This is a genomic window from Streptomyces rapamycinicus NRRL 5491 (assembly GCF_024298965.1).
Classification (GTDB): Bacteria; Actinomycetota; Actinomycetes; order Streptomycetales; family Streptomycetaceae; genus Streptomyces; species Streptomyces rapamycinicus.
This window is the reverse complement of record NZ_CP085193.1, coordinates 3,410,638-3,436,652: the sequence shown is the minus strand read 5'-3', so window position 1 is coordinate 3,436,652 and position 26,015 is coordinate 3,410,638. Positions and strand designations below refer to the sequence as shown.

General features: G+C 72.5%; 21 protein-coding genes. 14 read left to right on the top strand and 7 right to left on the bottom strand.

What is annotated here, in order from left to right; all coding sequences use genetic code 11:
• Positions 1 to 237: 237 nt before the first annotated feature.
• Positions 238 to 2,175: a PucR family transcriptional regulator ligand-binding domain-containing protein gene (locus LIV37_RS13855; protein WP_121825496.1), complete on the bottom strand. Its 1,938-nt coding sequence runs from the start codon at positions 2,173 to 2,175 to the stop codon at positions 238 to 240.
• A 228-nt stretch (positions 2,176 to 2,403) separates the two neighbouring features.
• On the opposite strand from LIV37_RS13855, the gene LIV37_RS13850 reads away from it, so the two are divergent.
• The 5 genes from LIV37_RS13850 to LIV37_RS52050 all read left to right on the top strand — a co-directional run bounded on the left by LIV37_RS13850 (position 2,404) and on the right by LIV37_RS52050 (position 9,338).
• Positions 2,404 to 3,294, top strand: coding sequence for an FAD binding domain-containing protein (locus LIV37_RS13850; protein ID WP_020867745.1), 891 nt, complete (start codon positions 2,404 to 2,406; stop codon positions 3,292 to 3,294).
• A complete protein-coding gene (locus tag LIV37_RS13845; RefSeq protein WP_020867744.1) occupies positions 3,285 to 3,875 on the top strand; it encodes a (2Fe-2S)-binding protein in 591 nt (196 codons plus the stop codon). The genes LIV37_RS13850 and LIV37_RS13845 overlap by 10 nt, the downstream gene beginning before the upstream one ends.
• A gap of 2 nt (positions 3,876 to 3,877) precedes the next feature.
• Positions 3,878 to 6,265, top strand: coding sequence for a xanthine dehydrogenase subunit D (pucD, locus tag LIV37_RS13840; protein WP_020867743.1), 2,388 nt, complete (start codon positions 3,878 to 3,880; stop codon positions 6,263 to 6,265).
• Between the two features lie 76 nt (positions 6,266 to 6,341).
• A complete protein-coding gene (locus LIV37_RS13835; protein WP_020867742.1) occupies positions 6,342 to 7,493 on the top strand; it encodes an XdhC family protein in 1,152 nt (383 codons plus the stop codon).
• Positions 7,494 to 7,649: 156 nt separating this feature from the next.
• On the top strand, positions 7,650 to 9,338 hold the full coding sequence (locus tag LIV37_RS52050) for a glycoside hydrolase family 6 protein (protein ID WP_020867741.1): 1,689 nt from the start codon (positions 7,650 to 7,652) through the stop codon (positions 9,336 to 9,338).
• Positions 9,339 to 9,348: 10 nt separating this feature from the next.
• Here LIV37_RS52050 and LIV37_RS13820 read toward each other — a convergent pair whose 3' ends face one another.
• The 3 genes from LIV37_RS13820 to LIV37_RS13810 all read right to left on the bottom strand — a co-directional run bounded on the left by LIV37_RS13820 (position 9,349) and on the right by LIV37_RS13810 (position 12,874).
• The gene (locus tag LIV37_RS13820) at positions 9,349 to 10,239 is read right to left on the bottom strand and encodes a phosphatidylinositol-specific phospholipase C (RefSeq protein WP_020867740.1); all 891 of its coding nucleotides are present in this window, start codon (positions 10,237 to 10,239) and stop codon (positions 9,349 to 9,351) included.
• 148 nt (positions 10,240 to 10,387) lie between these two features.
• Positions 10,388 to 11,566: a magnesium and cobalt transport protein CorA gene (locus tag LIV37_RS13815; RefSeq protein WP_020867739.1), complete on the bottom strand. Its 1,179-nt coding sequence runs from the start codon at positions 11,564 to 11,566 to the stop codon at positions 10,388 to 10,390.
• 432 nt (positions 11,567 to 11,998) lie between these two features.
• Positions 11,999 to 12,874 carry a helix-turn-helix transcriptional regulator gene (locus LIV37_RS13810; protein WP_243146343.1) on the bottom strand — a complete coding sequence of 292 codons (876 nt, stop codon included), beginning with the start codon at positions 12,872 to 12,874 and terminating at the stop codon, positions 11,999 to 12,001.
• 151 nt (positions 12,875 to 13,025) lie between these two features.
• Between LIV37_RS13810 and LIV37_RS13805 the strand changes: the two genes are divergently transcribed.
• Both LIV37_RS13805 and LIV37_RS13800 read left to right on the top strand, forming a co-directional pair.
• Complete coding sequence (locus tag LIV37_RS13805; protein ID WP_020867737.1) at positions 13,026 to 14,723, top strand: AMP-binding protein; 1,698 nt, start codon at positions 13,026 to 13,028, stop codon at positions 14,721 to 14,723.
• A gap of 73 nt (positions 14,724 to 14,796) precedes the next feature.
• Complete coding sequence (locus LIV37_RS13800) at positions 14,797 to 16,521, top strand: AMP-binding protein (RefSeq protein WP_020867736.1); 1,725 nt, start codon at positions 14,797 to 14,799, stop codon at positions 16,519 to 16,521.
• A 75-nt stretch (positions 16,522 to 16,596) separates the two neighbouring features.
• Here the strand turns inward: LIV37_RS13800 and LIV37_RS13795 are convergent, their stop codons facing one another.
• Entirely contained in the window at positions 16,597 to 17,346 is a 750-nt protein-coding gene (locus LIV37_RS13795) for a neutral zinc metallopeptidase (protein ID WP_121825497.1), read from the bottom strand.
• 123 nt (positions 17,347 to 17,469) lie between these two features.
• Complete coding sequence (locus LIV37_RS13790) at positions 17,470 to 18,174, bottom strand: hypothetical protein (RefSeq protein WP_121825498.1); 705 nt, start codon at positions 18,172 to 18,174, stop codon at positions 17,470 to 17,472.
• Positions 18,175 to 18,309: 135 nt separating this feature from the next.
• Between LIV37_RS13790 and LIV37_RS13785 the strand changes: the two genes are divergently transcribed.
• The 7 genes from LIV37_RS13785 (at position 18,310) to LIV37_RS13755 (ending at position 24,222) form a co-directional block, all read left to right on the top strand.
• Positions 18,310 to 18,561: a hypothetical protein gene (locus LIV37_RS13785; RefSeq protein ID WP_121825499.1), complete on the top strand. Its 252-nt coding sequence runs from the start codon at positions 18,310 to 18,312 to the stop codon at positions 18,559 to 18,561.
• Positions 18,558 to 18,929 carry a helix-turn-helix domain-containing protein gene (locus LIV37_RS13780; protein WP_020867732.1) on the top strand — a complete coding sequence of 124 codons (372 nt, stop codon included), beginning with the start codon at positions 18,558 to 18,560 and terminating at the stop codon, positions 18,927 to 18,929. The genes LIV37_RS13785 and LIV37_RS13780 overlap by 4 nt, the downstream gene beginning before the upstream one ends.
• A gap of 107 nt (positions 18,930 to 19,036) precedes the next feature.
• A complete protein-coding gene (uraD, locus tag LIV37_RS13775; RefSeq protein ID WP_020867731.1) occupies positions 19,037 to 19,561 on the top strand; it encodes a 2-oxo-4-hydroxy-4-carboxy-5-ureidoimidazoline decarboxylase in 525 nt (174 codons plus the stop codon).
• Complete coding sequence (uraH, locus tag LIV37_RS13770; protein WP_020867730.1) at positions 19,561 to 19,899, top strand: hydroxyisourate hydrolase; 339 nt, start codon at positions 19,561 to 19,563, stop codon at positions 19,897 to 19,899. The genes uraD and uraH overlap by 1 nt, the downstream gene beginning before the upstream one ends.
• Before the next feature lie 5 nt (positions 19,900 to 19,904).
• Entirely contained in the window at positions 19,905 to 20,786 is an 882-nt protein-coding gene (gene pucL / locus LIV37_RS13765; RefSeq protein WP_020867729.1) for a factor-independent urate hydroxylase, read from the top strand.
• A gap of 52 nt (positions 20,787 to 20,838) precedes the next feature.
• Positions 20,839 to 22,209: an 8-oxoguanine deaminase gene (locus tag LIV37_RS13760; RefSeq protein WP_020867728.1), complete on the top strand. Its 1,371-nt coding sequence runs from the start codon at positions 20,839 to 20,841 to the stop codon at positions 22,207 to 22,209.
• Between the two features lie 171 nt (positions 22,210 to 22,380).
• Positions 22,381 to 24,222 carry an alpha-L-fucosidase gene (locus tag LIV37_RS13755; protein WP_121825500.1) on the top strand — a complete coding sequence of 614 codons (1,842 nt, stop codon included), beginning with the start codon at positions 22,381 to 22,383 and terminating at the stop codon, positions 24,220 to 24,222.
• A 69-nt stretch (positions 24,223 to 24,291) separates the two neighbouring features.
• Here LIV37_RS13755 and aceB read toward each other — a convergent pair whose 3' ends face one another.
• Entirely contained in the window at positions 24,292 to 25,911 is a 1,620-nt protein-coding gene (gene aceB / locus LIV37_RS13750; RefSeq protein WP_020867726.1) for a malate synthase A, read from the bottom strand.
• Between the last annotated feature and the right edge of the window lie 104 nt (positions 25,912 to 26,015).

Below are 26,015 nucleotides of genomic sequence, written 5' to 3'. Positions count from 1 at the left end.
TCAGCACGAATGCGCGCGCCCGGCCAAGAGGTTGGTGTGAATGAATTCACAAACCCCTGGCAAGGGTGATGTCGCGGTGGGGCACGGAGGCGCGCTCCGGGCGCCTCCGCGGGCGCCTTCGCAGACGCTTCCGCGGGCGCCTTCGCAGACGCTTCCGCGGGCGCCTTCGCAGACGCTTCCGCGGGCGCCTTCGCAGAGTCCTCCGCGAGTGCCTTCGCAGGCGCCCCCGGGGCCGCGTCAGCTCATGCGCAGCGCGAGGAAGAAGTCCAGCTTGTCCTCCAGGCGCGACAGCTCGCGCCCGGTCAGCTGCTCGATCCGGCCGACCCGGTAGCGCAGCGTGTTGACGTGCAGATGGAGCCGGGCGGCGCAGCGCGTCCAGGAGCCGTCGCAGTCCAGGAACGCCTCCAGGGTCGGGATCAGCTCGGCCCGGTGGCGCCGGTCGTACTCGCGCAGCGGATCCAGCAGCCGGGCGGTGAAGGCGCGCCGCACATCGTCCGGGACGAAGGGGAGCAGCAGTACGTGCGAGGCCAGCTCCTGATGCCCGGCCGCGCACACCCGCCCGGGGCGCGCGGCGGCCACGCGCCGGGCGTGCCGGGCCTCCTCCAGGGCGCCGCGCAGCCCGTCGGCGGAGTGCACGGCGGCGCTGACGCCGAGGGTCAGCCGGCCGTCGCCGTCCAGGCCCCGGGAGAGCGGCTCCCGGACGGTGGCGAGCAGCTCGTCGGCCTGCGCCTCCGCCGTCTCCGGGCGGTCCGTGGCGCCGTCCGACGGGCCGCCTACGAGCGCCGGGAGGGGGACGAGCGCCACCGCCTCGTCGCCGGTGTGCGCCACGGCGATCCGGTCCGAGGGCTCCGGCCCGGTCGCGTACGGGTCGACCAGGATCTCCTCCAGCAGCGACTGGGCCACCTGGCCGCCGCCGGGGACGCCCCTGCCGCCCGGCGCGGAGCCTTCCCGCGCGCCCCGGTCCCGCGCGCTCCCGTCCCATGCGGCGCCGCCTCGCACGGCGCCCTCCCGCGCCCCGGCAGCGGAGCTCTTCCGCGCCCCGCCGTCCGCGCCCTTCCGCGCGCCACCCAGCTGCGCCCCGGCGTCCCCGCCGCCCCGCGCCCCGCCGTATGCGCCCTTCCCCGCGTCGCCCAGCCGCGTCCCGCCGTCCGCGCCGTACTCCCGCTCCGCCGTGACGCCCCACTCCACCCGGGCCACCACCACCTGCCAGTGCGGCGCCGTGCCGAGGCCCGGCAGCAGCACCGGGGCGGCCACCCGCAGCCGGGCCGCGATCTCGGCGGGCGGCGCGCCCGACTGGACCAGCTCCAGCACCTCCTGGGCGAGCCTGCGCCGCACCGTGCGGGAGGCGTTCCGCCGGTCGCGCTCGACCGCGATCAGCTGGGTGACCCCGTCGAGCAGATCCAGCCGCCCCTCCGGCCATTCGTCGGCGTCCGCGCCGACCACCAGCACCCAGTCGGACAGCACGGTCTCGCGCACGTCGTCGCCGGGGTCACCGCTGCGGATGGGGAAGAGGGAGTACGTCATGCCGTCGGCGGCGGTCAGCCGGTGCGGGCCGCGCCGCCCGTCGCGGCGGGCGGCCAGTTGCTCGCCCGCCAGCTGGGCGCGGACCGCGGCGGGCGGTTCCGCGGCGGCTCCGGCGGCGGTCGGGCCCGCGATCCGGCGGCCGGTGGGGGAGAGCACCCACGCGGTCAGGTCCAGGTCGGAGCGGAGCAGGTCCAGGACGACCTCGGGGCCGCCGCCCGCGGGCCCGGACGTCATCATCCGGCGGTGCCGGTCCACGACCGCGGCCAGATCCCCGGCCCGCTCACCGGAGACCCGGCGCACCACATGCTCGGTGATCGTGGCGAACGCGACGGCCTCGACCACGGAGAACAGCGGCAGCCGATGGCGGCCACAGGCCAGCACCAGATCCTCGGGCACGGCTCCCAGCTCCGCCTCGCCCGCCGCGAGACCCGCCACTCCGGCCGCCGCGAGGATGCGGACGAACCGCTCGGAGTCCTCCGGCTCATGCCACCAGGCGAGCCCGGTCAGCACCAGCTCGCCCCCCGAGAGATAGCGGCTGGGGTCGCGCAGATCGGTGGTCATCACGCCGCGCACGGTACGGTCGAGCTCGTCCTCGCCGCCGAGCAGACGCAGCCCCAGGGTGTCGTTCTCCAGCAGTGCGCGCAGCCGCATGTGATGCCAGCCGATCTTGTTCCGTGTTGCCGGTCGAATACCGCGAGGTTTTCGGCCCCCGCCGTTCGTTCGAATCTACAAGACCTGCCCCCTGGCCAGCCAATTGCTTCATGTCTTTGGTGACTGCACCAGGTGGCCCACACCTCGGTCTACTGGCGTTGAGCCGTGTGCACAGTTCTTGGAGGGGAGCCCCTCCCGACGACGCCGACGATTCGAGAAGAGAGACCCATGGACTTCCTGCGCCCCGCCGGCTGGGAGGAGGCGCTCGCCGCGAAGGCCGAGCACCCCACCGCCGTGCCCATCGCGGGCGGCACCGATGTGATGGTCGAGATCAACTTCGATCACCGGCGGCCCGAGTATCTGCTCGATCTGACCCGCGTCGCCGAACTGGCCGAATGGGAGAGCACCGACCGTACGGTCCGGCTGGGCGCGGGCGTCCCGTACAGCCGGATCATCGACGAGCTCCGGACCGAGCTGCCGGGCCTCGCGCTCGCCGCGCACACCGTCGGCTCACCGCAGATCCGCAACCGCGGCACCGTCGGCGGCAACCTCGGCGCCGCCTCGCCCGCCGGGGACGCCCATCCCGCGCTGCTGGCGGCCGGGGCCGAGGTGGAGGTGGCGTCGGTGCGCGGCACCCGGCGGATCCCGGTCGAGGAGTTCTTCACCGGGGTCAAGCGCCACGCCCTGGAGCCCGATGAGCTGATCCGGGCGGTGCACATCCGACGAGCGGACGGTCCGCAGCAGTTCTCCAAGGTCGGCACGCGGAACGCCATGGTGATCGCGGTCTGCGCCTTCGCCGTCGCGCTCCATCCGCGCACCCGCACCGTGCGCACCGGCATCGGATCGGCCGCGCCCACGCCCGTACGGGCCCGGGAGGCCGAGGAGTTCCTGGGCGCGGCGCTGGACGAGGGCGGCTTCTGGGACAGCGGCGCGCCCCTCGACCCGTCGGCCGTCCGGCGCTTCGCCGAGCTGTGCGCCGGGGCCTGCCGCCCGATCGACGACGTACGCGGCACCGCCGCCTACCGCCGCCACGCGGTGGGGGTCATGGCGCGCCGCACGCTCGGCTGGACCTGGGAGGCGTATCGCGAGGGAGAGGGGAGGACCGCACAGTGCGCGTGAACATGAGGGTCAACGGGCGGCCGTACGAGGCCGATGACGTCTGGGAGGGCGAGTCCCTGCTGTACGTGCTGCGCGAGCGGCTGGGGCTTCCCGGTTCGAAGAACGCCTGTGAGCAGGGCGAATGCGGTTCCTGCACGGTCCGTCTTGACGGGGTGCCGGTATGCGCGTGCCTGGTGGCGGCGGGGCAGGCCGAGGGCCGCGAGGTGGTCACCGTCGAGGGGCTCGCGGACCACGCCCGGCAGCGGTCCGGCGAAGCGGCTGGAACCGTCCGCCCCGGTGAGCCCGAGGAGGGTCACCCGGAGACGCCTGGGACGCCGCGGCAGCCCGAGCCGACCCGCCCCGGGCAGGTCGCCCCGCTGGCCCCGGTCCAGCAGGCGTTCATCGACGCGGGCGCCGTCCAGTGCGGCTTCTGCACCCCCGGGCTGCTGGTGGCCGCCGATGAGCTGCTGGAGCGCAATCCCGACCCCTCCGACGCCGACATCCGCGAGGCGCTCTCCGGCAACCTCTGCCGCTGCACCGGCTACGAGAAGATCCTCGACGCGGTCCGGCTCGCGGCCGCCCGCACCGGGGAGGCGGTCTGACCATGGCAGCCGACCGCGCCCCCGCCACCCTCACCCAGGCCACCGGCGCCACCCGGGGGACCGTCGGCGAGTCCACCCTGCGCCCGGACGGCACCCTCAAGGTGACCGGCGAGTTCGCGTACTCCTCGGATCTGTGGCACGAGGACATGCTGTGGGGCTTCACCCTCCGCAGCCCCTGCGCCCACGCCGCGATCCGGTCCATCGACACCGCCGGGGCGCTCGCCCTGCCCGGGGTGTGCGCCGTCATGACGCATGACGACCTGCCCGCCGGGACCCACTACGGCCTGGAGATCCACGACCAGCCCGTACTCGCCAAGGACCGGGTCCGCTTCCACGGCGAGCCCGTCGCGATCGTCGCCGCCGACCACCCCGAGACCGCCCGCCGCGCCGCCGCCCGGATCAAGGTGGAGTACGAGGAGCTGCCGCTGGTCGTGGACGAGGCCACCGCCACCGCGCCGGACGCCCCGCTGCTCCACCCCGGCCGCCGGGACCACCACGCGTCCCACGTCCCGCATCCGAACATCGTGCACCGCCAGCCGGTCCGGCGCGGCGATGTAGCCGCCGCCCGGGCCCGCGCCGATGTGGTGGTCCGCCGGGACTACGAGGTGGGCATGCAGGACCAGGCGTTCCTCGGCCCGGAGTCGGGGCTCGCGGTGCCCGCCGAGGACGGCGGGGTGGACCTCTACATCGCCACCCAGTGGCTGCACGTGGACCGCGACCAGCTCGCCCCCGTCCTCGGGCTGCCCGCCGACAAGGTGCGGCTGACGCTGTCCGGCGTCGGCGGGGCGTTCGGCGCTCGCGAGGACCTGTCCATGCAGGCCCACGCCTGTCTGCTGGCGCTGCGCACCGGACGGCCCGTGAAGATCGTCTACAACCGGTACGAGTCCTTCTTCGGCCATGTCCACCGCCACCCCGCCAAGCTCACCTACGAGCACGGCGCGACCCGCGACGGCATGCTGCTCTACGTCCAGTGCCGCATCGTCCTGGACGGCGGCGCGTACGCCTCCTCCTCCCCGGCGGTGGTCGGCAACGCCGCCTCCCTGTCCATCGGCCCCTACGTCGTGGAGAACGTGGACGTCGAGGCCATCGCCCTCTACTCCAACAACCCGCCCTGCGGTGCGATGCGCGGCTTCGGCGCCGTCCAGGCGTGCTTCGCCTACGAGGCGCAGATGGACGCGGTGGCGGCCGAACTCGGCCTGGACCCGGTGGAGTTCCGGCAGCGCAACGCCATGTCGCAGGGCGCCACCATGCCCACCGGGCAGCTGGTCGACTCCCCGGCCCCGGTCGCCGAGCTGCTGCGCCGCGTCAAGGCGCTGCCGATGCCGCCCGGGCGCGCCTGGGAGGCGGCGGGCGGCCCGGTGGACGTACGGGCCCTGCCGGGCGGGCTGTCCAACACCACCCACGGCGAGGCCGTGGTGCGCGGGGTGGGCTATGCGGTCGGCATCAAGAACGTCGGCTTCTCCGAGGGCTTCGACGACTACTCCACGGCCCGGATCCGGCTGGAAGTGATCGGTGGCGAGCCGGTCGCCCTGGTGCACACCGCGATGGCCGAGGTCGGCCAGGGCGGGGTCACCGTGCACGCCCAGATCGCCCGCACCGAGCTGGGCGTCGACCGGGTCACCCTCCACCCGGCCGACACCCGGGTCGGCTCGGCGGGCTCCACCTCCGCCTCCCGCCAGACGTATATGACGGGCGGCGCCGTCAAGCACGCCTGCGAGGCGGTCCGGGCGGAGGTGCTGCGGCGCGGCCGCGAGCGGTTCGGCGCCTCCCGCCCCGCGTGGGCGGAGCCCGACCGGCTGCGGCTGGAGGACGGCAAGGTGGTCACCGACGGCGGCGAGGTGATCGGCGACCTCGCCGGGATCCTCGGCGAGGAGGCGATCGACCTGGAGCGGGAGTTCCGGCACCGGCCGACCGAGCCGTTCGATCTGCGCACCGGACAGGGCTTCGGCCATGTGCAGTACTCCTTCTGCGCCCACCGCGCGGTCGTCGAGGTCGACACCGAGCTGGGCCTGGTCAAGGTGGTGGAGCTGGCGGCCGCGCAGGACGTGGGCAAGGCGATCAATCCGCTGTCGGTGGTCGGGCAGATCCACGGCGGTTCGACGCAGGGGCTCGGGCTCGCCGTGATGGAGGAGATCGTCGTCTCGCGGGACGGGGCGCGGGTGCGCAACCCGTCGTTCACGGACTATCTGATCCCCACCATCCTGGACACCCCGGCCATGCCGGTGGAGGTGCTGGAGCTGGCCGACGACAACGCCCCGTACGGGCTGCGCGGCGTCGGCGAGGCGCCCACGCTCTCCTCCACCCCGGCCGTCGTCGCCGCCATCCGCGCCGCCACGGGCCTCCCCCTGAGGCGGGTGCCCGTCCGCCCGGAACATCTGACCGGCGGCTGAGGGCAGATTTCGCGGGCCCGGCGCGTTGACGCGAATATAGGCGGCCTGTACATGGCCGTCCGAGGAGCTGATCACCATGCTGGACATCGCCGCCGAGCTGCACCGCTGGTGCGCGGAGGGCCGGGACTTCGCCGTCGCCACCGTGGTCTCCGTGGGCGGCAGCGCACCCCGCCTGCCCGGCGCCGCCCTCGCCGTGGACGCGGAGGGCACGGCGGTCGGCAGTGTGTCCGGCGGCTGTGTCGAGGGCGCGGTGTACGAGCTGTGCCAGGAGGCGCTGAGCACCGGCGAGAGCGTGCGGGAGACCTTCGGCTACTCCGACGAGGACGCCTTCGCGGTCGGCCTGACCTGCGGCGGGGTCATCGATGTCCTGGTCAGCCCGGTCCGGGCGGGCGACCGCGAGCTGCGCCCGGTGTTCGCCGAGGCCGCGTCCGCCGCCGCCGAGGGCCGGACGACCGCGCTGGCCCGGATCGTGGACGGCCCGCCCGAGCTGCTGGGCCGCGCCCTGCTCGTCGGCCCGGACGGCGGCTGGGACGGCACCCTGGGCGGCCACCCGGAACTGGACCGTACGGCCGCCGCGGAGGCCCGTGCCCTGCTGGACGCCGGGCGCACCGCGACCGTGGAGATCGGCGCCGAGGGGAGCCGCTGCGGGCGGCCCGTCACGCTGCTCGCCGAGTCCAGCGTGCCGTCGCCGCGCATGATCGTTTTCGGGGCGGTGGACTTCGCGAGCGCGCTGGTGCGGATCGGGAAGTTCCTGAACTACCACGTCACGGTCTGCGACGCCCGTCCGGTCTTCGCGACCGAGCGACGCTTCCCGGACGCCGACGAGGTGGTGGTCGACTGGCCGCACCGCTATCTCGACCGGACCGAGGTGGACGGCCGTACGGTGCTGTGCGTGCTCACCCACGACCCGAAGTTCGACGTCCCGCTGCTGGAGCGGGCGCTGCGGCTGCCCGTGGCGTACGTCGGCGCGATGGGCTCCGCCCGCACCCACCGGGACCGGCTGCGGCGGCTGCGCGAGGCCGGTGTGGGCGAGCCGGAGCTGGCCGGGCTGCGCTCCCCGATCGGGCTGGACCTCGGCGCCCGTACGCCCGAGGAGACCGCGCTGTCCATCGCGGGCGAGATCGTCGCGAATCGGCGGGGCGGCAGCGGCACGCCGCTGACGGGTGCCCGGACCCCGATCCACCACGACACCCGGGCGCCCTCGGACCGGATCGGCTCGGTCGCCTGAAATCGCATCAGATCACAGAAGGATCGTCTGACATAAGGCCACTCCTGAGCGGGAAAAACCCTCCGCCATCTGGCGGGGGGTGCATTTGCCGGGTGCCGGTTTCTGAGTGAGAGTCAGAAACCGACCTTGGTCCTGCCGCCCCCCTGGAGTGCGCACGTGCGTAAGAGACGCAAGATCCTCACCGTGTCGACGGCCGTCGTGGCCGCGGCCACCCTGCCCCTGTTGATCAGCCCCGTGGTGAGCGCGGCCGTGTCGGAGGACGACGACGAGTCCCCGCGCGTGGCCCGCCTCTACGCCCCGCCCCCCGACCGGGACTCCTACCGCCAGGTGGCCCGGCTCGCCTGGCGGGGCGACTTCCGTGACTCCGCCGGGCTCCTCGCCATGGTGCGGACACCGCACGCGGTCTGGTACGGGGACGAGACCCCGGAGCAGGTCACGCGGCTGGTCCGCCGGACGACCCGCAGCGCGGGCTGGCAGGAGAGGCTGCCGGTCCTCGCCCTCTACAACATCCCGGGCCGGGACTGCGGCAGCTACTCGAGCGGGGGAGCCGACGGCCTCGCCGCGTACCAGGCGTGGATCGACGCCGTCGCCGCGGGCATCGGCGACCGTAAGGTGATGATCGTCCTCGAACCCGATTCGCTGGCGCTGCTGCCCTCCGACTGCGCCGACGCCTCGAACGCCGAGGAGACCGCCGTCGAGTCGCAGCAGCCCGGGCAGACGGCCGTAGAGGAGCAGACGGCCATCGAGGAGCAGACCGCCGCGGAGGAGCCGCCCGCCGTCGAGGCATCGCCCACCGAACTGCCGCCGCTGCCCGACCCCGACGCCTCCACGGCCCCGCCCGCCGCGTCGGCCGCCTCCGGCACCGGCCAGGAGGCCGCGCAGTCCACGGACCCGAAGTCCACCGACTCGCAGTCTGCCGACTCGCAGTCCGCCGACTCGCGCCCCGACGCCTCCGAGCTCCTGGCACCCATGCCCCGGGAGGACCTGGAAGCCGCCGGACCCGAGCCCGCCGCGTCCCAGAGCCCCGACCCCGAGCCCTCCGCCGAGCAGCCCAGCACCCTGCCCGAGCTGCCCCCGCTGCCCACGCCCGACCCCGTGACCCCCGAGGACGCGAACGACACCGGTGACCTGGACACCCCCGTGGTCGAGGACTCGGAGACCGCCGCCCGCTACTCCGAGATCAACTACGCGGTCGACGTCCTCAGCGCGCTCGGCAACGCGTCGGTGTACCTGGACGCGGGCCACTCCGGCTGGCACTCCGTCAGCAGCATCGTGCCCCGGCTGATCAAGGCCGGGATCGACCGCGCCACCGGCTTCGCCCTCAATGTCTCCCACTACCAGACCGACCAGGACAGCGCCTGGTACGGCCGGCTGGTCTCCTCCTGCCTCGCCTACGCCGACGAGGGCGGGGACCCCGAGGACTGCGCCGAGCAGAGCTGGTCGCGGCGGCACGCCCGCCGCTGGCTGCGCCACCACGTACCGGACGACCCGGCCCGGATGAAGCACTACGTCACCGACACCAGCCGCAACGGCCAGGGCCCCTGGACCCCGAGGGCCGCGCACCACCGGCACAACGACGTCCAGTCATGGTGCAACCCGCCGGGCCGGGGCCTCGGCCGGCGCCCCACCACCAGCACCGGTGAGGCGCTGCTGGACGCCGCGCTGTGGGTGAAGACGCCGGGCGAGTCGGACGGGCGCTGCCTGCGCGGCACCGACGGGCCCCTGGACCCGGTGCGCGGGACCGTCAACCCCGAGGCGGGGGAGTGGTTCCCGGAGCAGGCGCTGGAGCTGGTGCGCTACGCGGACCCGGCGGTCAGCGTCTTCCGCCGGACCCACGGCCGCTGACGCCCCGCGGTCAGCCCGCCGGATTGTGCCGGACGAGGGCGTCGACCAGGCCGGACGTGGTGTTCGGGAAGTCCATCGGAACGATCCCGAGCCCGGTCAAGACCTGTGCCTCGGCGCCCTCCAGGAACGACTTCACCCGGGGGTTCAGCCGGTCAGCGTTGGAGCGGGGCGGCAGCAGGGCGGCGGTGGAGACGTAGTTGATGAAGAGCTTGCCGGGCTGGGCCGCCGCCTTGCGGAACTGCGCCTCGATCTTCGGGTACTTGCCGATCGGCTCCGCCATGTAGTCGTCCTGGATGTCGAAGAGCGCGACGTCGCCGTACCGCACCCCCGGCATGTTGTCCGAGTCGGCGAGCAGCACCACCCTGCCCCGGGCCTGGCCCAGGGCGGGGAGGGTGTTGTCCAGGCGGAACAGCGAGCGCCAGCCCTTGTCGTCCAGATAAGTGTCGAAGATCCGGCGGAACTCCGCGGCGCTCTCCTCCGAGTACTCCTGCTTGACCCGCATCAGCACGGTCTCCGACGGATGCGCGGAGAGGAAGGAGCGGCAGGCGCCGAGCACGTCGTCGAAGTTGAGGTTCTGGTAGAAGGCGCCGTGGTGGATGGGGAAGGCGTTCTCGAAGGCGCGGCAGCGGATGTCCAGAAAGCGGATGCCACTGGCCAGCTGGTCGGCGATGGTGGTGTTCTGGCACTCCGTCCACGGACCGCCGAAGCGGGCGCCGGAGTCGTGGGTTCCGGGCAGGGTCAGCCGCTGGACCGGAGTGGCGTCGGCGATGGCCGACAGCCAGTCCTGGGCGGCGGTCGGCCGGGGCGGTGCGGCGGTGGCCGTCGCGGTGCCGCCGACGGCGGTGACCAGCCCCGCGGTGGACAGTGCGGCCGCGCCCCTGAGGAACCCTCGCCGGTCCATACGCCCACTCCCGTCGCTCGCCCGCCGGTGCCGTGCCGCACGGCATCGAAGCACAAACGGCATGGAGGGGCTACGGAAAACGGCTGAATCAGCGGTTCATCGAGGGTTTCCCTAGAACCGCCGGGCCGACCGGAGAGGTGTTACGCCGTCAGAGCCAGCCGCGGCGCTTGAAGATGAGGTACAGGCTGACGCAGACCACCGCCATCAGCAGGATCGCGAACGGGTAGCCCAGCACCCAGTGCAGCTCGGGCATATGGGTGAAGTTCATCCCGTAGATGGTGCCGACCAGGGTGGGGGCGAACAGGATGGCCGCCCAGGCGGAGATCTTCTTGACCTCCTCGTTCTGCTCGAAGCCCGCCTCGGCCAGCGCCCGCATCTCGGCGTTCTGCTGCTGGGTCACCAGGGTGGCGTTGACCGCGAGGATGTCGGTGAGGGCGGAGCGGAAGCCGTCCACGCGCTCGCTGGTGTGGGTGACGTGGTCGGCCACGTCCCGCAGATAGCGCTGGAGCTCCTCATCGGTGCCGTACTTGTCGAAACCCGCCATCAGCCCGTGCAACATCCCGACCAGCGGCCGGGTGGCGCGCTGGAACTCCACCATTTCGCGGGAGAGCTCATAGATGCGCCGCGAGACCTCGGGGTCGCCGCGGAAGACCTCGGTCTCGATCTCGTCGATGTCGTTCTGCACCCCCGCCACGACGGGGGCGTAGCCGTCCACGGCCGCGTCGAGGATCGCGTACAGCACGGCCTCGGGGCCCAGCGCCAGCAGTTCGGGGGTGGACTCCATCCGGGCGCGCACCGCGGACAGGTCCGGGGCGGCGCCGTGCCGGACGGTGATGACGAAGTCGGGGCCCACGAAGACGTGCAGCTCGCCGAAGTCCACCTCCTCGGGCGCGTCGAGGTAGCGGGCGGCGCGCAGCACCACGAAGAGGGTCTCGCCGTAGCGCTCCAGCTTGGGGCGCTGATGGGCCTCCATCGCGTCCTCGATGGCCAGTTTGTGCAGATCGAACTCCTCGGCGAGCGAGAGCAGCTCAGCCTCGCTCGGCCGGTACAGCCCGATCCACGCCATGGCGCCCGTCTCCGCGCGCAGCCGCCGGTAGGTGGCGGCGAGGGAGCCGGGGGTGCCGACCCGGCGGCCGTCGCGGTACACGGTGGCGTCCACCACACTGCGCTCGTCCACCTCGGGCGGGGCCCCGTCGGCCGCGGCGGGCGGCTCGCCGCGCGGCGAGCCCGGGGCGGGGCGGGGTGTGGCGTCGGCCCGGTCCGCCCCGGCGGGGCGCCGCCAGGGGCGGCGCTTCGTGGGACGCGGGGTGCGGCGGCGCTCGGACATAGAGGGTCCTCACCTTCCTGTCGCGAGCACTGACCTCAGTGCAGGATATCGCCCTATATGACCGTGGTGCGCCCTAGGGGTCGCGGCGGGCTGCTTGACGCGATAGTTGCTCCAGATCAAGTGTTTTTTCGAGGGGCACCCGGAGAGCCGCCCTGGGATCCACCGGTCCGCGGTCCGGAGGGGCCTTGACCGCCAGGGCACGGAAGCCGCCACCGGCGCCCGCCCCCGCCGACCCGGTGCCCGGCGACGGGGCCGCGCTCCCGCCTCCTGCCCCGCTGCTCAATCGCGCCGAAGGCGCGAGACGAAAGCCGCACCCGGCCGACCTGAGTAGACCCAGCCGACTCAAGAAGACCCAGCCGACTCAAGAAGACCCACCCGACCCAAGAAGACCCAGCCGACCCAAGAACCTCAGCGCCCGGCGCGCTACGCGCGCTACGGCAGAAGCCCCGCCCGGCGGGCCTCGACCACCGCGTGGAGACGGGTGCGGGCCCCCAACTTCCGCATCGAGGACCGCAGATAGCTCTTGACCGTCTCCGGCCGCAGCCCCAGCCGCTCCGCCGCCGCCGAATTCGTCGCCCCCGACGCGACACACGCCAGTACGTCCACCTCGCGCGGCGACAGCTCCACCCCGCCCGGGCGCTCCCGCTCCCGGCCGTGCCCCGAGGAGGCCCTGGCCAGCCGGCCACAGGCGGTGAGTATCTCCGCCCGCAGCTGGGGGTCGGGCACCCGGTGCGCCAGGGCCCGCAGATCGCCATGGGCCTCGCGCACCTCCTCCCATACCGCCGGATCGGTCTCCTCCGTCGGCGGCGCCCACCGCGGCTGCCCCCGCAGCCGCCGCTGCCGCGCCTCGGCCAGCAGCCGCTGCGCCTCGTCCCGCGCCGCCAGCTCCTGCACCAGTTCGTGCTCCAGCGCCCGTTCCAGTTCGCGGGCCGCCTCCACGGCCGAGCCCAGCGCCCGGTCGCCGAGCACCAGCGGCTGGCGCAGCGCGCCGTACAGCACCCCGCGCACCTGCCCGCGCACCACCACCGGCACCGCGAGCATCGAGCGCAACCCCTCCGCGCCCACCGCCGCGTCGTATTCATGGCTGATCGCCCGCGAGGTGGGGTAGTCCGCCACCGAGATCGGCCGGGACATGGTGAGGACCTTGCCGCCCAGGCCGTTGCCGGGTGTGATGGCCAGGCCCCGCAGGGAGTTGGTCGTGGTGCCGGTGAGTTCCGAGATCCGGAACTGCCGTGCGCCCGAGAAGAGCCCGCCGAACGCGACGGGCAGTCCGCCGCGTCGGCGCATCCGCTGGAGCGCGCTTCGCATGTCGGCGGCCCTGTCCGATCCCGCCCCGTCCGATCCCGCCACGGCCACCTCCCGCATCCAGCGCCACCCCCGTCCGGGGGTAGTGAGACTCAGATCACCCGTCGCACGATGCTAGCGAGCGGTACGCCCTTCAGGAGGACAAGTGACAGCAATGAATCCGGCCCAGGACTTCCGCGCGGCACGGGACTTCCTGCTCGGTCACCGGGAGGACTACGCGGCGGCGTACGAGGGGTTCAGCTGGCCCCGCCCGGAGCGGTTCAACTGGGCGCTGGACTGGTTCGACGGAATCGCCGGGCGCGGCGGCGACCGTACCGCCCTGCACATCGTCGAGGAGGACGGCAGCGAGATCCGCCTGACCTTCGAGGAGCTGCGCCGCCGCTCCGACCGGGCCGCGAACTGGCTGCGCGAGCGGGGCGTGCGGGCCGGTGACCGCATCGTGGTCATGCTCGGCAACCAGGCCGAGCTGTGGGAGACCGCGCTGGCCGCGATGAAGCTGCGCGCCGTCGTCATCCCCGCCACCCCGCTGCTCGGGCCGCTCGACCTGGCCGACCGCATCGAGCGCGGCCGGGCGCGGCATGTGATCGTGCGGGCCGGGGACACCGGCAAGTTCGCGGACGTGGCCGGGGACTACACCCGGATCGCGGTCGGCGGCGCGCCCGAGGGCTGGCTGGCCTACGAGGACGCCGGGACCGCCGCCATCACGGCGGACGGCGTCGGGGACCACGAGCCCTTCACCCCCGACGGGCCCACCCTCGCCACCGACCCCCTGATGCTGTACTTCACCTCCGGCACCACCGCCCGCCCCAAGCTGGTCGAACACACCCACATTTCCTACCCCATCGGACATCTGTCCACGATGTACTGGATCGGGGTCGAGCCGGGCGACGTCCACCTCAACATCTCCTCGCCCGGATGGGCCAAGCACGCCTGGTCCAATCTCTTCGCCCCCTGGAACGCCGAGGCCACCGTCTTCGTCCACAACTACACCCGGTTCGACGCCGCGCGGCTGATGGCCGAGATGGACCGCTGCGGGATCACCACCTTCTGCGCCCCGCCCACCGTCTGGCGGATGCTCATCCAGGCCGACCTCACCCAGCTGCGCACCCCGCCCCGGGAGGCCGTCGCCGCGGGCGAGCCGCTGAACCCCGAGGTCATCGAGCATGTGCGGCGCGCCTGGGGGGTGACCATCCGGGACGGCTTCGGTCAGACCGAGACCGCCGTTCAGGTGGCCAACACCCCCGGACAGCCGCTCAAGCCGGGTTCGATGGGACGGCCCACTCCCGGGTTCCGGGTCGTCCTGCTCGATCCGGTCACCGGCCGGCCCGGGGAGGAGGGCGAGATCAGCCTCGACCTCACCGGCTCCGAGGGCCGCCCGGTCGGCCTGATGACCGGCTACGAGGGCGACGAGGAGCGCACCGCCGAGGCCACGGCGGGCGGCTACTACCGCACCGGGGACATCGGTTCGCGCGACGCCGACGGCTACATCACCTACATCGGCCGCGCCGACGACGTCTTCAAGGCGTCCGACTACAAGATCTCGCCGTTCGAGCTGGAGAGCGCGCTGCTGGAGCACGAGGCGGTCGCCGAGGCCGCCGTCGTCCCGGCCCCCGACCCGCTGCGGCTCGCCGTGCCGAAGGCGTACGTCGTCCTCGCGGAGGGCTGGGAGCCCGGCCCGGACACGGCAAAGGCGCTGTTCGCGCACTCGCGGGCGGTGCTCGCGCCGTACAAGCGGATCCGCCGATTGGAGTTCGCCGACCTGCCCAAGACGGTTTCCGGGAAGATTCGCCGGATCGAGCTGCGTGAACGCACGGCACAGGGCGGCGGTATCGAGTTTCATGAGGAAATCTGATGACTGACGCTCATATGATGACCCACCCTCACGAACGTGAAAACGTCCGTGGCCGTGACACCAAGGAGCTGCCATGACCGACCTGACGTCCGACCCACCAAGCCCAGCCGGGCTCTCCTACGCCAGTGGAGTCGGTGACCTGCCGCTGCTCGGCGACACCATCGGCGCCAACCTGTCCCGCGCCGTCGAGCTGTACGGCGAGCGCGACGCGCTCGTCGACATCCCCTCCGGCCGCCGCTGGACCTATGCCGAGTTCGGCCGGTCGGTGGAGGAGGTAGCGCTCGGGCTGATGGCCAAGGGGGTCGCCAAGGGCGACCGGGTCGGCATCTGGGCCGTCAACTGCCCCGAATGGGTGCTGTTGCAGTACGCGACCGCCCGCATCGGCGCCATCATGGTCAATATCAACCCCGCATACCGCGTCCACGAGCTGCGGTACGTGCTCCAGCAGGCGGGCATCTCCGTCCTGGTCTCCTCCACCGAGCACAAGACCAGCGACTACCGCCGGATGGTCGAGCAGGTGCGCTCGGCCTGCACCGCGCTGCGCGATGTCATCTACATCGGCCACCGGACCTGGGACATGCTGGTGCGCGCCGGGGCCGAGGTCGCCCCCGGGCGGCTGGCCGAGCGCGAGGCCCGGATCGGCTGCGACGACGCGGTCAACATCCAGTACACCTCCGGCACCACCGGCTTCCCCAAGGGCGCCACCCTCTCCCACCACAGCATCCTCAACAACGGCTACTTCGTGGGGGAGACGGTCCGCTACACCGCCCAGGACCGGATCTGCGTGCCGGTGCCCTTCTACCACTGCTTCGGCATGGTGATGGGCAACCTCGCGGCCACCACCCACGGCGCCTGCGTGGTCATCCCCGCCCCCACCTTCGACCCCGTCGCCACCCTCTCCGCCGTCGAACGGGAGCGCTGCACCTCGCTGTACGGCGTCCCCACCATGTTCATCGCAGAGCTGGCCCTGCCGGACTTCGCCACCTTCGACCTCACCTCGCTGCGCACCGGGATCATGGCCGGATCGCCGTGCCCGGTGGAGGTGATGCGGCGGGTGGTCGACGAGATGCACATGGCGGAGGTGTCCATCTGCTACGGCATGACCGAGACCTCACCGGTCTCCACCCAGACCCGGCCCGATGACGACCTCCTGCGCCGCACCGCCACGGTCGGCCGGGTGCTGCCGCATGTCGAGGTCAAGATCGTCGACCCGGTGACCGGGGCGACCGTGCCCCACGGCACCCGAGGCGAGCTGTGCACCCGTGGCTACTCGGTGATGCTCGGCTACTGGCAGGAGCCCGAGCGGACCGCCGAGGCGATCGACTCGGCACGCTGGATGCACACCGGCGACCTCGCGGTGATGGACGACGAGGGCTACGTCCAGATCGTCGGCCGGATCAAGGACATGATCGTCCGCGGTGGGGAGAACGTCTATCCGCGGGAGATCGAGGAGTTTCTGCACACCCACCCCAAGGTGGCGGATGTGCAGGTCGTCGGCGTACCGGACGAGAAGTACGGCGAGGAGATCCTGGCCTGCGTCATCCTGCGCGAGGGCGCCAGGACCCTCACCCGCGACGAGCTCGCCCGCTTCTGCCGGGGCCGCCTCGCCCACTACAAGGTCCCCCGCTACCTGCGGCTCATGGACGCCTTCCCGATGACCGTCAGCGGCAAGGTCCGCAAGGTCGAGCTGCGTGAGACGGCCGCCCGGGAACTGCTGCCCGAGACCCGGTCCGAGGCCGATCCGGCCAGATCGGAAACGCTTGCCGAGCGGGCCGAGCCCCAGGCCGCGCCCAGCTGATGAGATGCGGGCCCCTCTACCACAGCAGGGGCCCACACCCCCGAGCCGGGAACGCCACAGGCCACCGGCCTCCGGTCACTGAATGCCGTTCGGCAGACAGGACTTGACCCCGGATCGCGCGCCGCGGCTGAAGTAGGAGACCCGCTGGGAGGCGTCGCCGTGGTCGGAGACATCGGTCCACGGGGTCCGGTCGGCGAGCGCGGTCAGGGCGTCCGCCAGCTCCTCGGTGTCGCCGTCCTCGAAGGTGAGCGTCCCGTCCTGCGCGGCGCCGAAGAGGACCGCCCCGGCCAGGCAGTCGGCCTGGAGCTCCCGCGCCAGATCCACCAACCCCGCGTCCAGCCGGTTCTGGACCGCGTGGCCCCACTCATGGGCGATCACCAGATATACCCAGGCGTCGCCCCGCGCGTGACCCCAGCGCATCAGATCCATGTCCCACGCTATGTAGTCGCCGTCCGGGCAGTACACGGCGTTGTCGTCCGGGAGGGGCGCGTCGCCGCACACCGGAGTGCCGGGGGTGTCGCCGTCGTAGGCCCCCGTGACCCGGGGCGGGCTGTAGTCACCGGTGAACAGCTGGGACCAGTGGGTCTGCCAGTAGGTGTTGGTGACGGAGACCGCCGCCTGGATGTCCTCCTCCACGCTCCCCCCACCATCGGGTCCCGCGCTGCCGGTCGGCTGTGCGGGCGTGCCGGACGGCGGCCCGGGCGCGGGCGAGGAGCTCTCCGCCGTGGGCGGGGGCACATCGTCGCCCCCGCATCCGGTCACCAGGAGCAGGGTCAGGGCGGCGGCGAGAGCGGCCCATGACCTCGGGTACCACGGAACAGCCATCGTTCGGCCTCCGGCCGGTCGAGCGGATGGGACGGGTGAACGGTGGAGGGCGGTCCCGCGGCGGTACATCAGCGGTCCCTCAAAGGAAGCGTTCCCCGGTCATGAGCGCAAGGGCCGACCGGGTCAGCCGTCCGGCGGGCCCATCCGGATCAGCACGTCCGCGGGGTCGTTGACGGGTTGCGGGGTGCCGGTGAGATCCATGATGAACAGCGGCAGATGCAGCGCGTCGGCGCGCGCCCGCGCCTCCCGCGCATAGCCCGCGAGCGAGAAGAAGACGCTCATCGCCGACTTGTGGAGCCCGTTCAGCCACAGGCACTCGATGTCCCGCAGCCCGGTGGGGCCGGTGGTCGGATCGACCTGGGCGACCACACCCGTCCCGTAGAGGTCCACCCCGGAGACGGCCCGGTCCTCCGGGGCCCGCAGGCCGTGGAAGCCGAGCCACTTCAGATACTGCGCGGCGGCGGTGACCGCGTCCCGCGCGGTACGGATCGTGACCGGCCGGAAGGCCGGGCGCCGCACCGCCGGGCCGCCGGGCCCGGCCACCGCGCCCGGGCCGACCGGGGGCGGCGCGGCGGCGACGGGCACGCGGACCACCGCGCCGCAGTCGCAGCCGAGCTCCGGCTGCGGCCAGTGGCCCTGGCGGCCGCAGGACGGGCAGTTCACCGCCACCCAGAGGTTCTCCCAGGTGCGGTGGCCGAGCTCCTCCGGGCTGCCGTCGCGGAGGACGGGAAGGGTGACCGGGGCGCCGCACGCACAGGGGAAGGCGGGCGGCGTGAACGACTGCTCGCGACGGCACGCGGGACAACGCACCGGCACGTTGTCTGTCATCGGGGCGCTCCGTGGGCGGAAGGCGGATGCGGTATCGGTCCATGCTCCCCGAAGCGGGCGGCCGCGGGGAGGGACTTGGGCGTTCTGTCCCCCGTAGCGGGGGCGCCGTGTTAGAGGACGCAGTAGGTTGGCGGCGTGAGATTGAGGGTTGAGTTCACCACCGAACCGTTCGACCTCGACGAGGTGCCGCCGCACGCCGTGACCGCCCGCGAGACCGTCCAGGCCGCCCCGCTGGACGCCGTGGACGTCGGCCCCTTCGGCAACACCGCCGAGGGCGGGGCGGAGGCGGTGCTGGAGGCCGTCGACCGGCTGCTGCGCGGCTCCCTCGAAGCCGGTGCCACCCGGATCTCGCTCCAGGTCAGCGTCCTCGGGGAGGCCGAGGCGTGAGCGTACCGCCCGACCACCCCTTCGCCGCCGCGGTGAAGCCGCTCGTCGACGCCATGGGCGGCGAGATGATCGCCCCGGACCGGGCCCGGGGCGACGATGTGGTGCTCTCCTGGGAGGGCCGTCCGGTGGTCGCCGTAAGGCTGCCGCATCTGGCGGACTCGCTCGACCGCATCCTCGCCGACCTCCAGCGCCGCCACGGCGTACCGCTCTCGGCCCTGGACCGCAAGACCAAGCAGTCCGTGGTCCGCCAGCTCGAGCAGCGCGGCGCGTTCACGGTGCGCCATGGGGTCGAGACGGTCGCCGGGGCCCTCGGGGTGAGTCGCTTCACCGTCTACAACTACCTCAATCGCGAGAAGAGCGGGGACTGACCGCGCCCCGTTCGCGAGCCCCCTCGCGTACCGGCCGCGCGCTCCCGCCACCCAGAGTTTTCAACAAACTGTTGACGTTCGGCGCGGAAGCCTCCTAGCTTGCGAGAGTGACTTCCAGTGCACCGCCGGGGCTGACCCGGTTCAACGCGGTGGACGACCGGGACGCCGCCGCGCTGCTGCGCGAGGTGTGCGCCAGCCGGGCCTGGGGCGCGGCGGTGGCGGCCGGGCGGCCGTACGCCACGGTCGGGGAGCTGCTCGACGCCGCCGACGCGGCCATGGCCGGGCTGACCGCCGCCGACCTGGCCGAGGCGATGGCCGCGCATCCGCCCATCGGACGGCCGGCACCGGGCGACCCCGCCTCGGCGCGGGAGCAGCGCGGGGTACGGGACGCGGAGCGCGCGGAGCTGCTGGAGCTGAACCTCGCGTACCAGGAGCGCCACGGCCATGTCTTCCTGATCTGCGCCACCGGCCGCACCGGCGAGGAGATGCTGGCCGCGCTGCGCGAGCGGATCCACCACGACGCCCACACCGAGCGTGACATCGTCCGCACCGAACTGGGAAAGATCAATCGCATCCGGCTGAATCGGCTGGCGGAAACGCTGACGGAAACACCGGCGGAAGGAGAGCGGTGATGGCGAGCGGCGCCACCTCGGTGTCCACCCACATCCTGGACACCAGCATCGGCCGCCCCGCCGTGGGCGTGGTCGTCGAGCTGTCCGTCCGCTCCGGGCCCGGCGCGGAGTGGACGGCGCACGCAGACTCGCTCACCGACGCCGACGGGCGCTGTCGGGACCTGCCCGCGCTCCCCGAGGGCACCACCCACGCACGGCTGCGCTTCGAGACCGGGCCGTATCTGACCCACGCCTTCTTCCCCGAGGTCACGGTCGCCTTCGCCGTCGAGCCGGGTGAGCACTACCACGTACCGCTGCTGCTCACCCCGTTCGGCTACTCCGTCTACCGAGGGAGCTAGCACCGATGCCCACGCTCGGCCCGAACAGTTACGGCAAAGCCGAAACCCGCGTCGTCCGGGTGGTGCGCGACGGCGCCGTGCACCACCTGAAGGACCTCAATGTCTCGGTGGCGCTCGCCGGGGAAATGGACGAAGTCCACCTCTCCGGCGGCAACGCCAACGTCCTGCCGACCGACACCACCAAGAACACCGTGTACGCCTTCGCCAAGGAGCACGGCATCGACACGGCCGAGGAGTTCGGCATCCGGCTGGCCCGCCACTTCGTCACCAGCCAGGAGCCCATCCACCGCGCCCGCGTCCGCGTCGAGGAGTACGCCTGGGAGCGGATCGGGACGGCCGGGAGCGCCGAGCACTCCTTCGTCCGCCGCGGCCAGGAGGTCCGCACCGCCCAGATCACCTTCGACGGCGAGCGCTGGGAAGTGGTCTCCGGGCTCACCGGCCTCACCGTCCTGAACACCACGGACTCCGAGTTCTGGGGCTATGTGAAGGACCGGTACACCACGCTCCCGGAGACGCGCGACCGGATCCTCGCCACCGATGTGCACGCCCGCTGGCGCTACGGCTGGAGCGAGGACACCCGGCCGACGCCGGACTGGGACCGCGGCCACGCCGAGGCGCGCGGCCATCTGCTGAGCGCGTTCGCCGAGACCTACTCGCTCTCGCTCCAGCAGACGCTCTATGAGATGGGTGCGCGGGTGATCGAGCACCGCCCCGAGATCGACGAGATACGCCTCTCGCTGCCCAACAAGCATCATTTCCTGGTCGATCTGGAACCTTTCGGCCTCACCAACGACAACGAGGTCTACTTCGCCGCCGACCGGCCGTACGGACTCATCGAGGCCACCGTGTTGCGGGACGGCGCCGAGCCCCGGATCCCCACCGACTGACCGCTCGCCCGACAGATCCCCACCGACCGATACGACGGGAGGGCCACGCTCCGTGAACCGCATCGTCATCGAGAACTGCGCCGTCGCCACCGTGGACGCCCACGACACCGAGTACGCCTCCGGCCATGTCGTCGTGGCCGGCCACCGCATCGAGTCGGTGGGCGAGGGGCCGGCGCCGGAGGGGCTGGAGGGCGTCGTCCGCCGGGTCGACGGCACGGGGCATCTGGTGACCCCGGGCCTGGTCAACACCCATCACCACTTCTACCAGTGGCTCACCCGCGGCCTCGCCCAGGACAGCAACCTCTTCGACTGGCTGGTCGCGCTCTACCCCGTCTGGGCGCGGATCGACGAGCCGATGGTCCACGCGGCGGCCCGCGGCTCGCTCGCGATGATGGTGCGCGGCGGGGTCACCACCGCCATGGACCACCACTACGTCTTCCCGCGCGGCAGCGGCGATCTGCTGGGCGCCGAGATCCGCGCGGCGCGCGAACTGGGGGTGCGGTTCACCGCCGCCCGCGGCTCCATGGACCTCGGCACCTCCGACGGCGGACTGCCACCGGACTTCGCCGTGGAGTCCCTGGAGGACGCCCTGGCCGCCACCGAGGCGGCCATCGACACCCACCACGACCCGGCGTCCGACGCCATGCTGCGGATCGCGGTGGCGCCCTGCTCGCCCTTCTCCGTCACCACCGAACTGCTCCGCGAGTCCGCGACGCTGGCCCGCCGCAAGGGCGTACGGCTGCACACCCACGGCTCCGAGACGGTGGAGGAGGAGAAGTTCTGCCACGAGCGGTTCGGGATGGGGCCGACCGACTACTTCGAATCCACCGGCTGGCTGGGCGAGGACGTGTGGATGGCCCACTGCGTCCATATGAGCGACACCGACATCCAGGCGTTCGCCCGGACCGGCACCGGAGTGGCCCACTGCCCCTCGTCCAACGCCCGGCTCGCCGCCGGGATCGCCCGCGTCCCCGATCTGCTCGCGGCGGGCGTACCGGTCGGCCTCGGCGTGGACGGCACCGCCTCCAACGAATCCGGTGAGCTCCACACCGAACTGCGCAACGCGCTGCTGATCAACCGGCTCGGCGGCCACCGCGAGAAGGCGCTGAACGTCCGTCAGGCGCTGCGCCTCGGCACCCACGGCGGTGCGCGGGTGCTCGGCCGCCAGGAGGAGATCGGCTCGCTGGAGCCGGGCAAACTGGCCGACCTGGTGCTGTGGAAGCTGGACGGCCTCGGCCACTCGTCCATCGCCGACCCGGTCGCGGCCCTCGTGCTCGGCGCCCCGGCCCCGGTGACCCTGTCCCTGGTGAACGGCGCACCGGTGGTGGAGTCGGGCCGGCTGCTCACGGTGGACGAGGACCAGATCGCGCGGGAGGCGCGCACCGAGGCGCGTCGCCTGGCCCGTATCGCGGAAGAAGACTGAACGCCGCAGCCGATACATCGGATGGGTCGCTGGTGTGGCCGCCTTACGGGCGTCACCAGCGGCCCGTCAGGGCGTTCGGGCCCCGTTGACATCCCATCTTTCCGGTTCTAGGTTCCCGTACGCGGCTGGCCAGCCCTCCTGTCCGACCACCCCACGAGCACAGGAGCCGCCATGCGTACGTCCAGACGACGGGCCGTCATGCCCCTCCGAGCGCTCAGCCTTCTGCTCGGCATGGTGCTGGCGACGGTCCTCAGCGGCCCTTCCGCCGCCACCGCGGCGCCCACGACGGCGCGGGAGCCCGGGCCCGGGACCGACTACGCGACCGACGATCCGTTCACCTCCGCCCGCACCGACTGGTGGCGGCAGGACCGCTTCGGGATGTTCATCCACTTCGGCGCCTACTCCCAGCTGGAGGGCGAATACCGGCGGGCCGACGGGACCGTCTGCCGTGACGCGGAGTGGATCAAGCGGAACTGCCAGATCCCGATGAGCGAGTACGAGGACGCCGCCCAGGACTTCAATCCCTCGTCCTTCGACGCCAAGGCCATCGTCAAGGCGGCCAAGGACGCCGGGCAGCGCTATATCGTCATCACCTCCAAGCACCACGACGGCTATGCGATGTGGCCGACCGAGCAGAACACCTGGAATCTGCGCGACCACTCCTCCTTCGACCAACGGCGCGACATCCTGGCCGAGTTGAAGTCGGCCGCGGACGCCGCCGGGATCAAACTCGGCTTCTACTACTCGATCTGGGACTGGCACGACCCCGACTTCGCCGACCCCGCCACCTTCCCGCGCTATGAGAAGCGGATGTACGCCCAGCTCAAGGAGCTGGTCGACAGCTACCACCCGGCGCTGCTCTGGTTCGACGGGGAGTGGGACGCGGACAACCCCACCAACCGCTGGTCCGCCCAGGACGGTGAGCGGCTCCAGTCGTATCTGCACGGACTCGACCCCGATCTGATCACCAACAACCGGGTCGGCAAGCGGCGCGTGGTCGACGGCGACTACGGAACGCCCGAGCAGGAGATCCCGGACGCGCCCGTGGACGGGCAGCTGTGGGAGAGCTGTATGACCCTCAACGGCCACTGGGGCTTCGCCAAGTACGACCAGGACTGGAAGTCGCCCACCACCCTCACCCGCAACCTCCTCGACATCGCGAGCCGTGGCGGCAACTACCTGCTGAACGTCGGCCCCGACAAACTGGGCCGCGTGCCCCAGCCCTCCGTGGACCGGCTGCGCGAGATCGGCTCCTGGCTGCGGACCTCCGGCCAGGGCCGCGCGGTGTACGGGGCCGGGGCCACCGGGCTGGTGGACGAGCCGTCCTGGGGCGCGGTCAGCCGGTCGGGCAACCGGCTGTACGCGTCCGTCACCTCCTGGCCCGCCGCCGGTCAGCCGCTCCACCTCACCGCGAAGGCGCCGTTCACGGTGGTCGGCGCCCGGGTGCTGGGCAGCGGACAGCGGGTCGAGGTGGCGAAGGCGGGCGACGGTTTCGACCTCACCCCCTCCGGTGCGCCGGTCGACGACATCGCCTCGGTGATCGAGCTGACGGTGAAACCGGCCCCGGCCGCGCCCCAGGGGCGGGGCCAGGGGCTGCGGGAGGAGGTCTTCGCCAACGAGACCTTCACCGGGCCGCCGGCCGTCACCCGGACCGACCCGGCCGTCAACCACACCTGGCGGTTCGCCGGCTCCCCGGCCGCCGACGTCCCCGCCGACCACTTCGGCGTCCGCTGGACCGGCTACCTCCAGCCCCGGCACAGCGAGACCTACACGCTCTCGACCGTCTCCGACGACACCGCGCGGGTGTGGATCGACGGCCGTCTGGTCATCGACAGCACCACCCCGCACGGTCCACAGGTCGACAAGGCGACCGTCGCGCTGCGCGCCGGAACGAAGCACGCCATCCGGATCGAGTACACCGAGCAGACCGGTGAGGCCCATATGAAGCTGCTGTGGTCCAGCCCCGGCGTGCCCCAGCAGATCGTGCCGCGCGCCCAGCTCTACACGCCGTAGGGACGGCCGGGGCCCCGGACACCGCGTCGGCGGCGGTCCGGGGCCCTTCCTCCGGGTGAACGGACCGCGTCAGTCCAGCAGTTCGTACGCGGGCAGCGTCAGGAACTCCGTGTAGTTCTCGTCCAGCGCGACCTTCAGCAGCAGATCGTGCGCCTGGCTCCACCTGCCCGCGGCGAAGGCGTCCTCGCCGACCTCCTCGCGGATCGCCGCCAGCTCCTCGGCGGCGACCTTACGGACGCGATCGGCGGTGGCCTTCTCGCCGTCCTCGAAGACGATCCCCGCGTTGACCCACTGCCAGATCTGGGAGCGGGAGATCTCCGCGGTGGCCGCGTCCTCCATCAGGTTGAAGATCGCGACGGCGCCGAGGCCGCCCAGCCACGCCTCGATGTAGCGGATGCCGACCTGTACGGCGTTGCGCAGCCCCTGGTGGGTGGGGGTGGCGTCGAGCGAGCCGATGTCGATCAGCTCGGCCGCGGTGACCTGGACGTCCTCGCGCAGCCGCTCCTTCTGGTGCGGCCGGTCGCCGAGGACCGCGTCGAAGGAGGCGCGGGCCACCGGGACCAGATCGGGGTGGGCGACCCAGGAGCCGTCGAAGCCGTCACCGGCCTCACGGTCCTTGTCGGCCTTGACCTTGTCGAACGCGACGGCGTTGACCTCGGGGTCGCGCCGCGAGGGGATGAAGGCCGCCATGCCGCCGATCGCGTGCGCGCCGCGCTTGTGGCAGGTGCGGACGAGCAGTTCGGTGTAGGCGCGCATGAACGGGGCCGTCATCGTGACCGCGTTGCGGTCGGGCAGGACGAACCCGGGGCCGCCGTCGCGGAAGTTCTTCACGATCGAGAAGAGGTAGTCCCAGCGGCCCGCGTTGAGCCCGGAGGCGTGGTCGCGGAGCTCGTAGAGGATCTCGTCCATCTCGTACGCCGCCGTGATCGTCTCGATCAGAACGGTGGCGCGGATCGTCCCTTGCGGAACGGAGAGGTGGTCCTGCGCGAAGACGAAGACGTCGTTCCAGAGGCGGGCCTCGAGGTGGGACTCGGTCTTGGGGAGGTAGAAGTACGGCCCCTTGCCCTTCGTGAGCAGCCGGCGGGCGTTGTGGAAGAAGTACAGCCCGAAGTCCACGAGGGCGCCGGGGACGGGGCGGCCGTCGGCGGAGCGCAGATGGCGCTCGTCGAGGTGCCAGCCGCGCGGCCGGGTGACGACGGTGGCCAGCGCGTCGTCGGGCCGCAGCGCGTAGCTCTTGCCCTCGGGGGAGGTGAAGTCGATCCGGCGCTCATAGGCGTCGATCAGATTCAGCTGGCCGCCGATCACATTCGCCCATGTCGGGGCGGAGGCGTCCTCGAAGTCCGCGAGCCAGACCTTGGCGCCGGAGTTGAGGGCGTTGATGGTCATCTTGCGGTCGGTGGGGCCGGTGATCTCCACCCGGCGGTCCTCGAGCGCGGGCGGGGCCGGGGCGACGCGCCAGTCCGGGTCGTCCCGGATGTGGGCGGTCTCCGGGAGGAAGTCCAGGGTGCTGGTGCGGGCGATCTCGGCGCGGCGCTCGGCGCGGCGCGCGAGCAGCTCGTCCCGGCGCGGGGTGAAGCGGTGGTGGAGCTCGGCCAGGAAGGCCAGGGCCGCGTCGGTCAGCACCTCTCCCTGACGCTCCAGCGGTTCGGCGTCGACGATGGCCAGCGGGGACGGCGCTGGTGCGGACATGGGCGGTCACTCCTTGGGCGAGTCTCGGCTGGACGCTCGCGGTACCTCTGTTTTGTGGATAATAAGTTTCTCATGGTGGAAGTTCAATCTTCTGTTGAACCGCG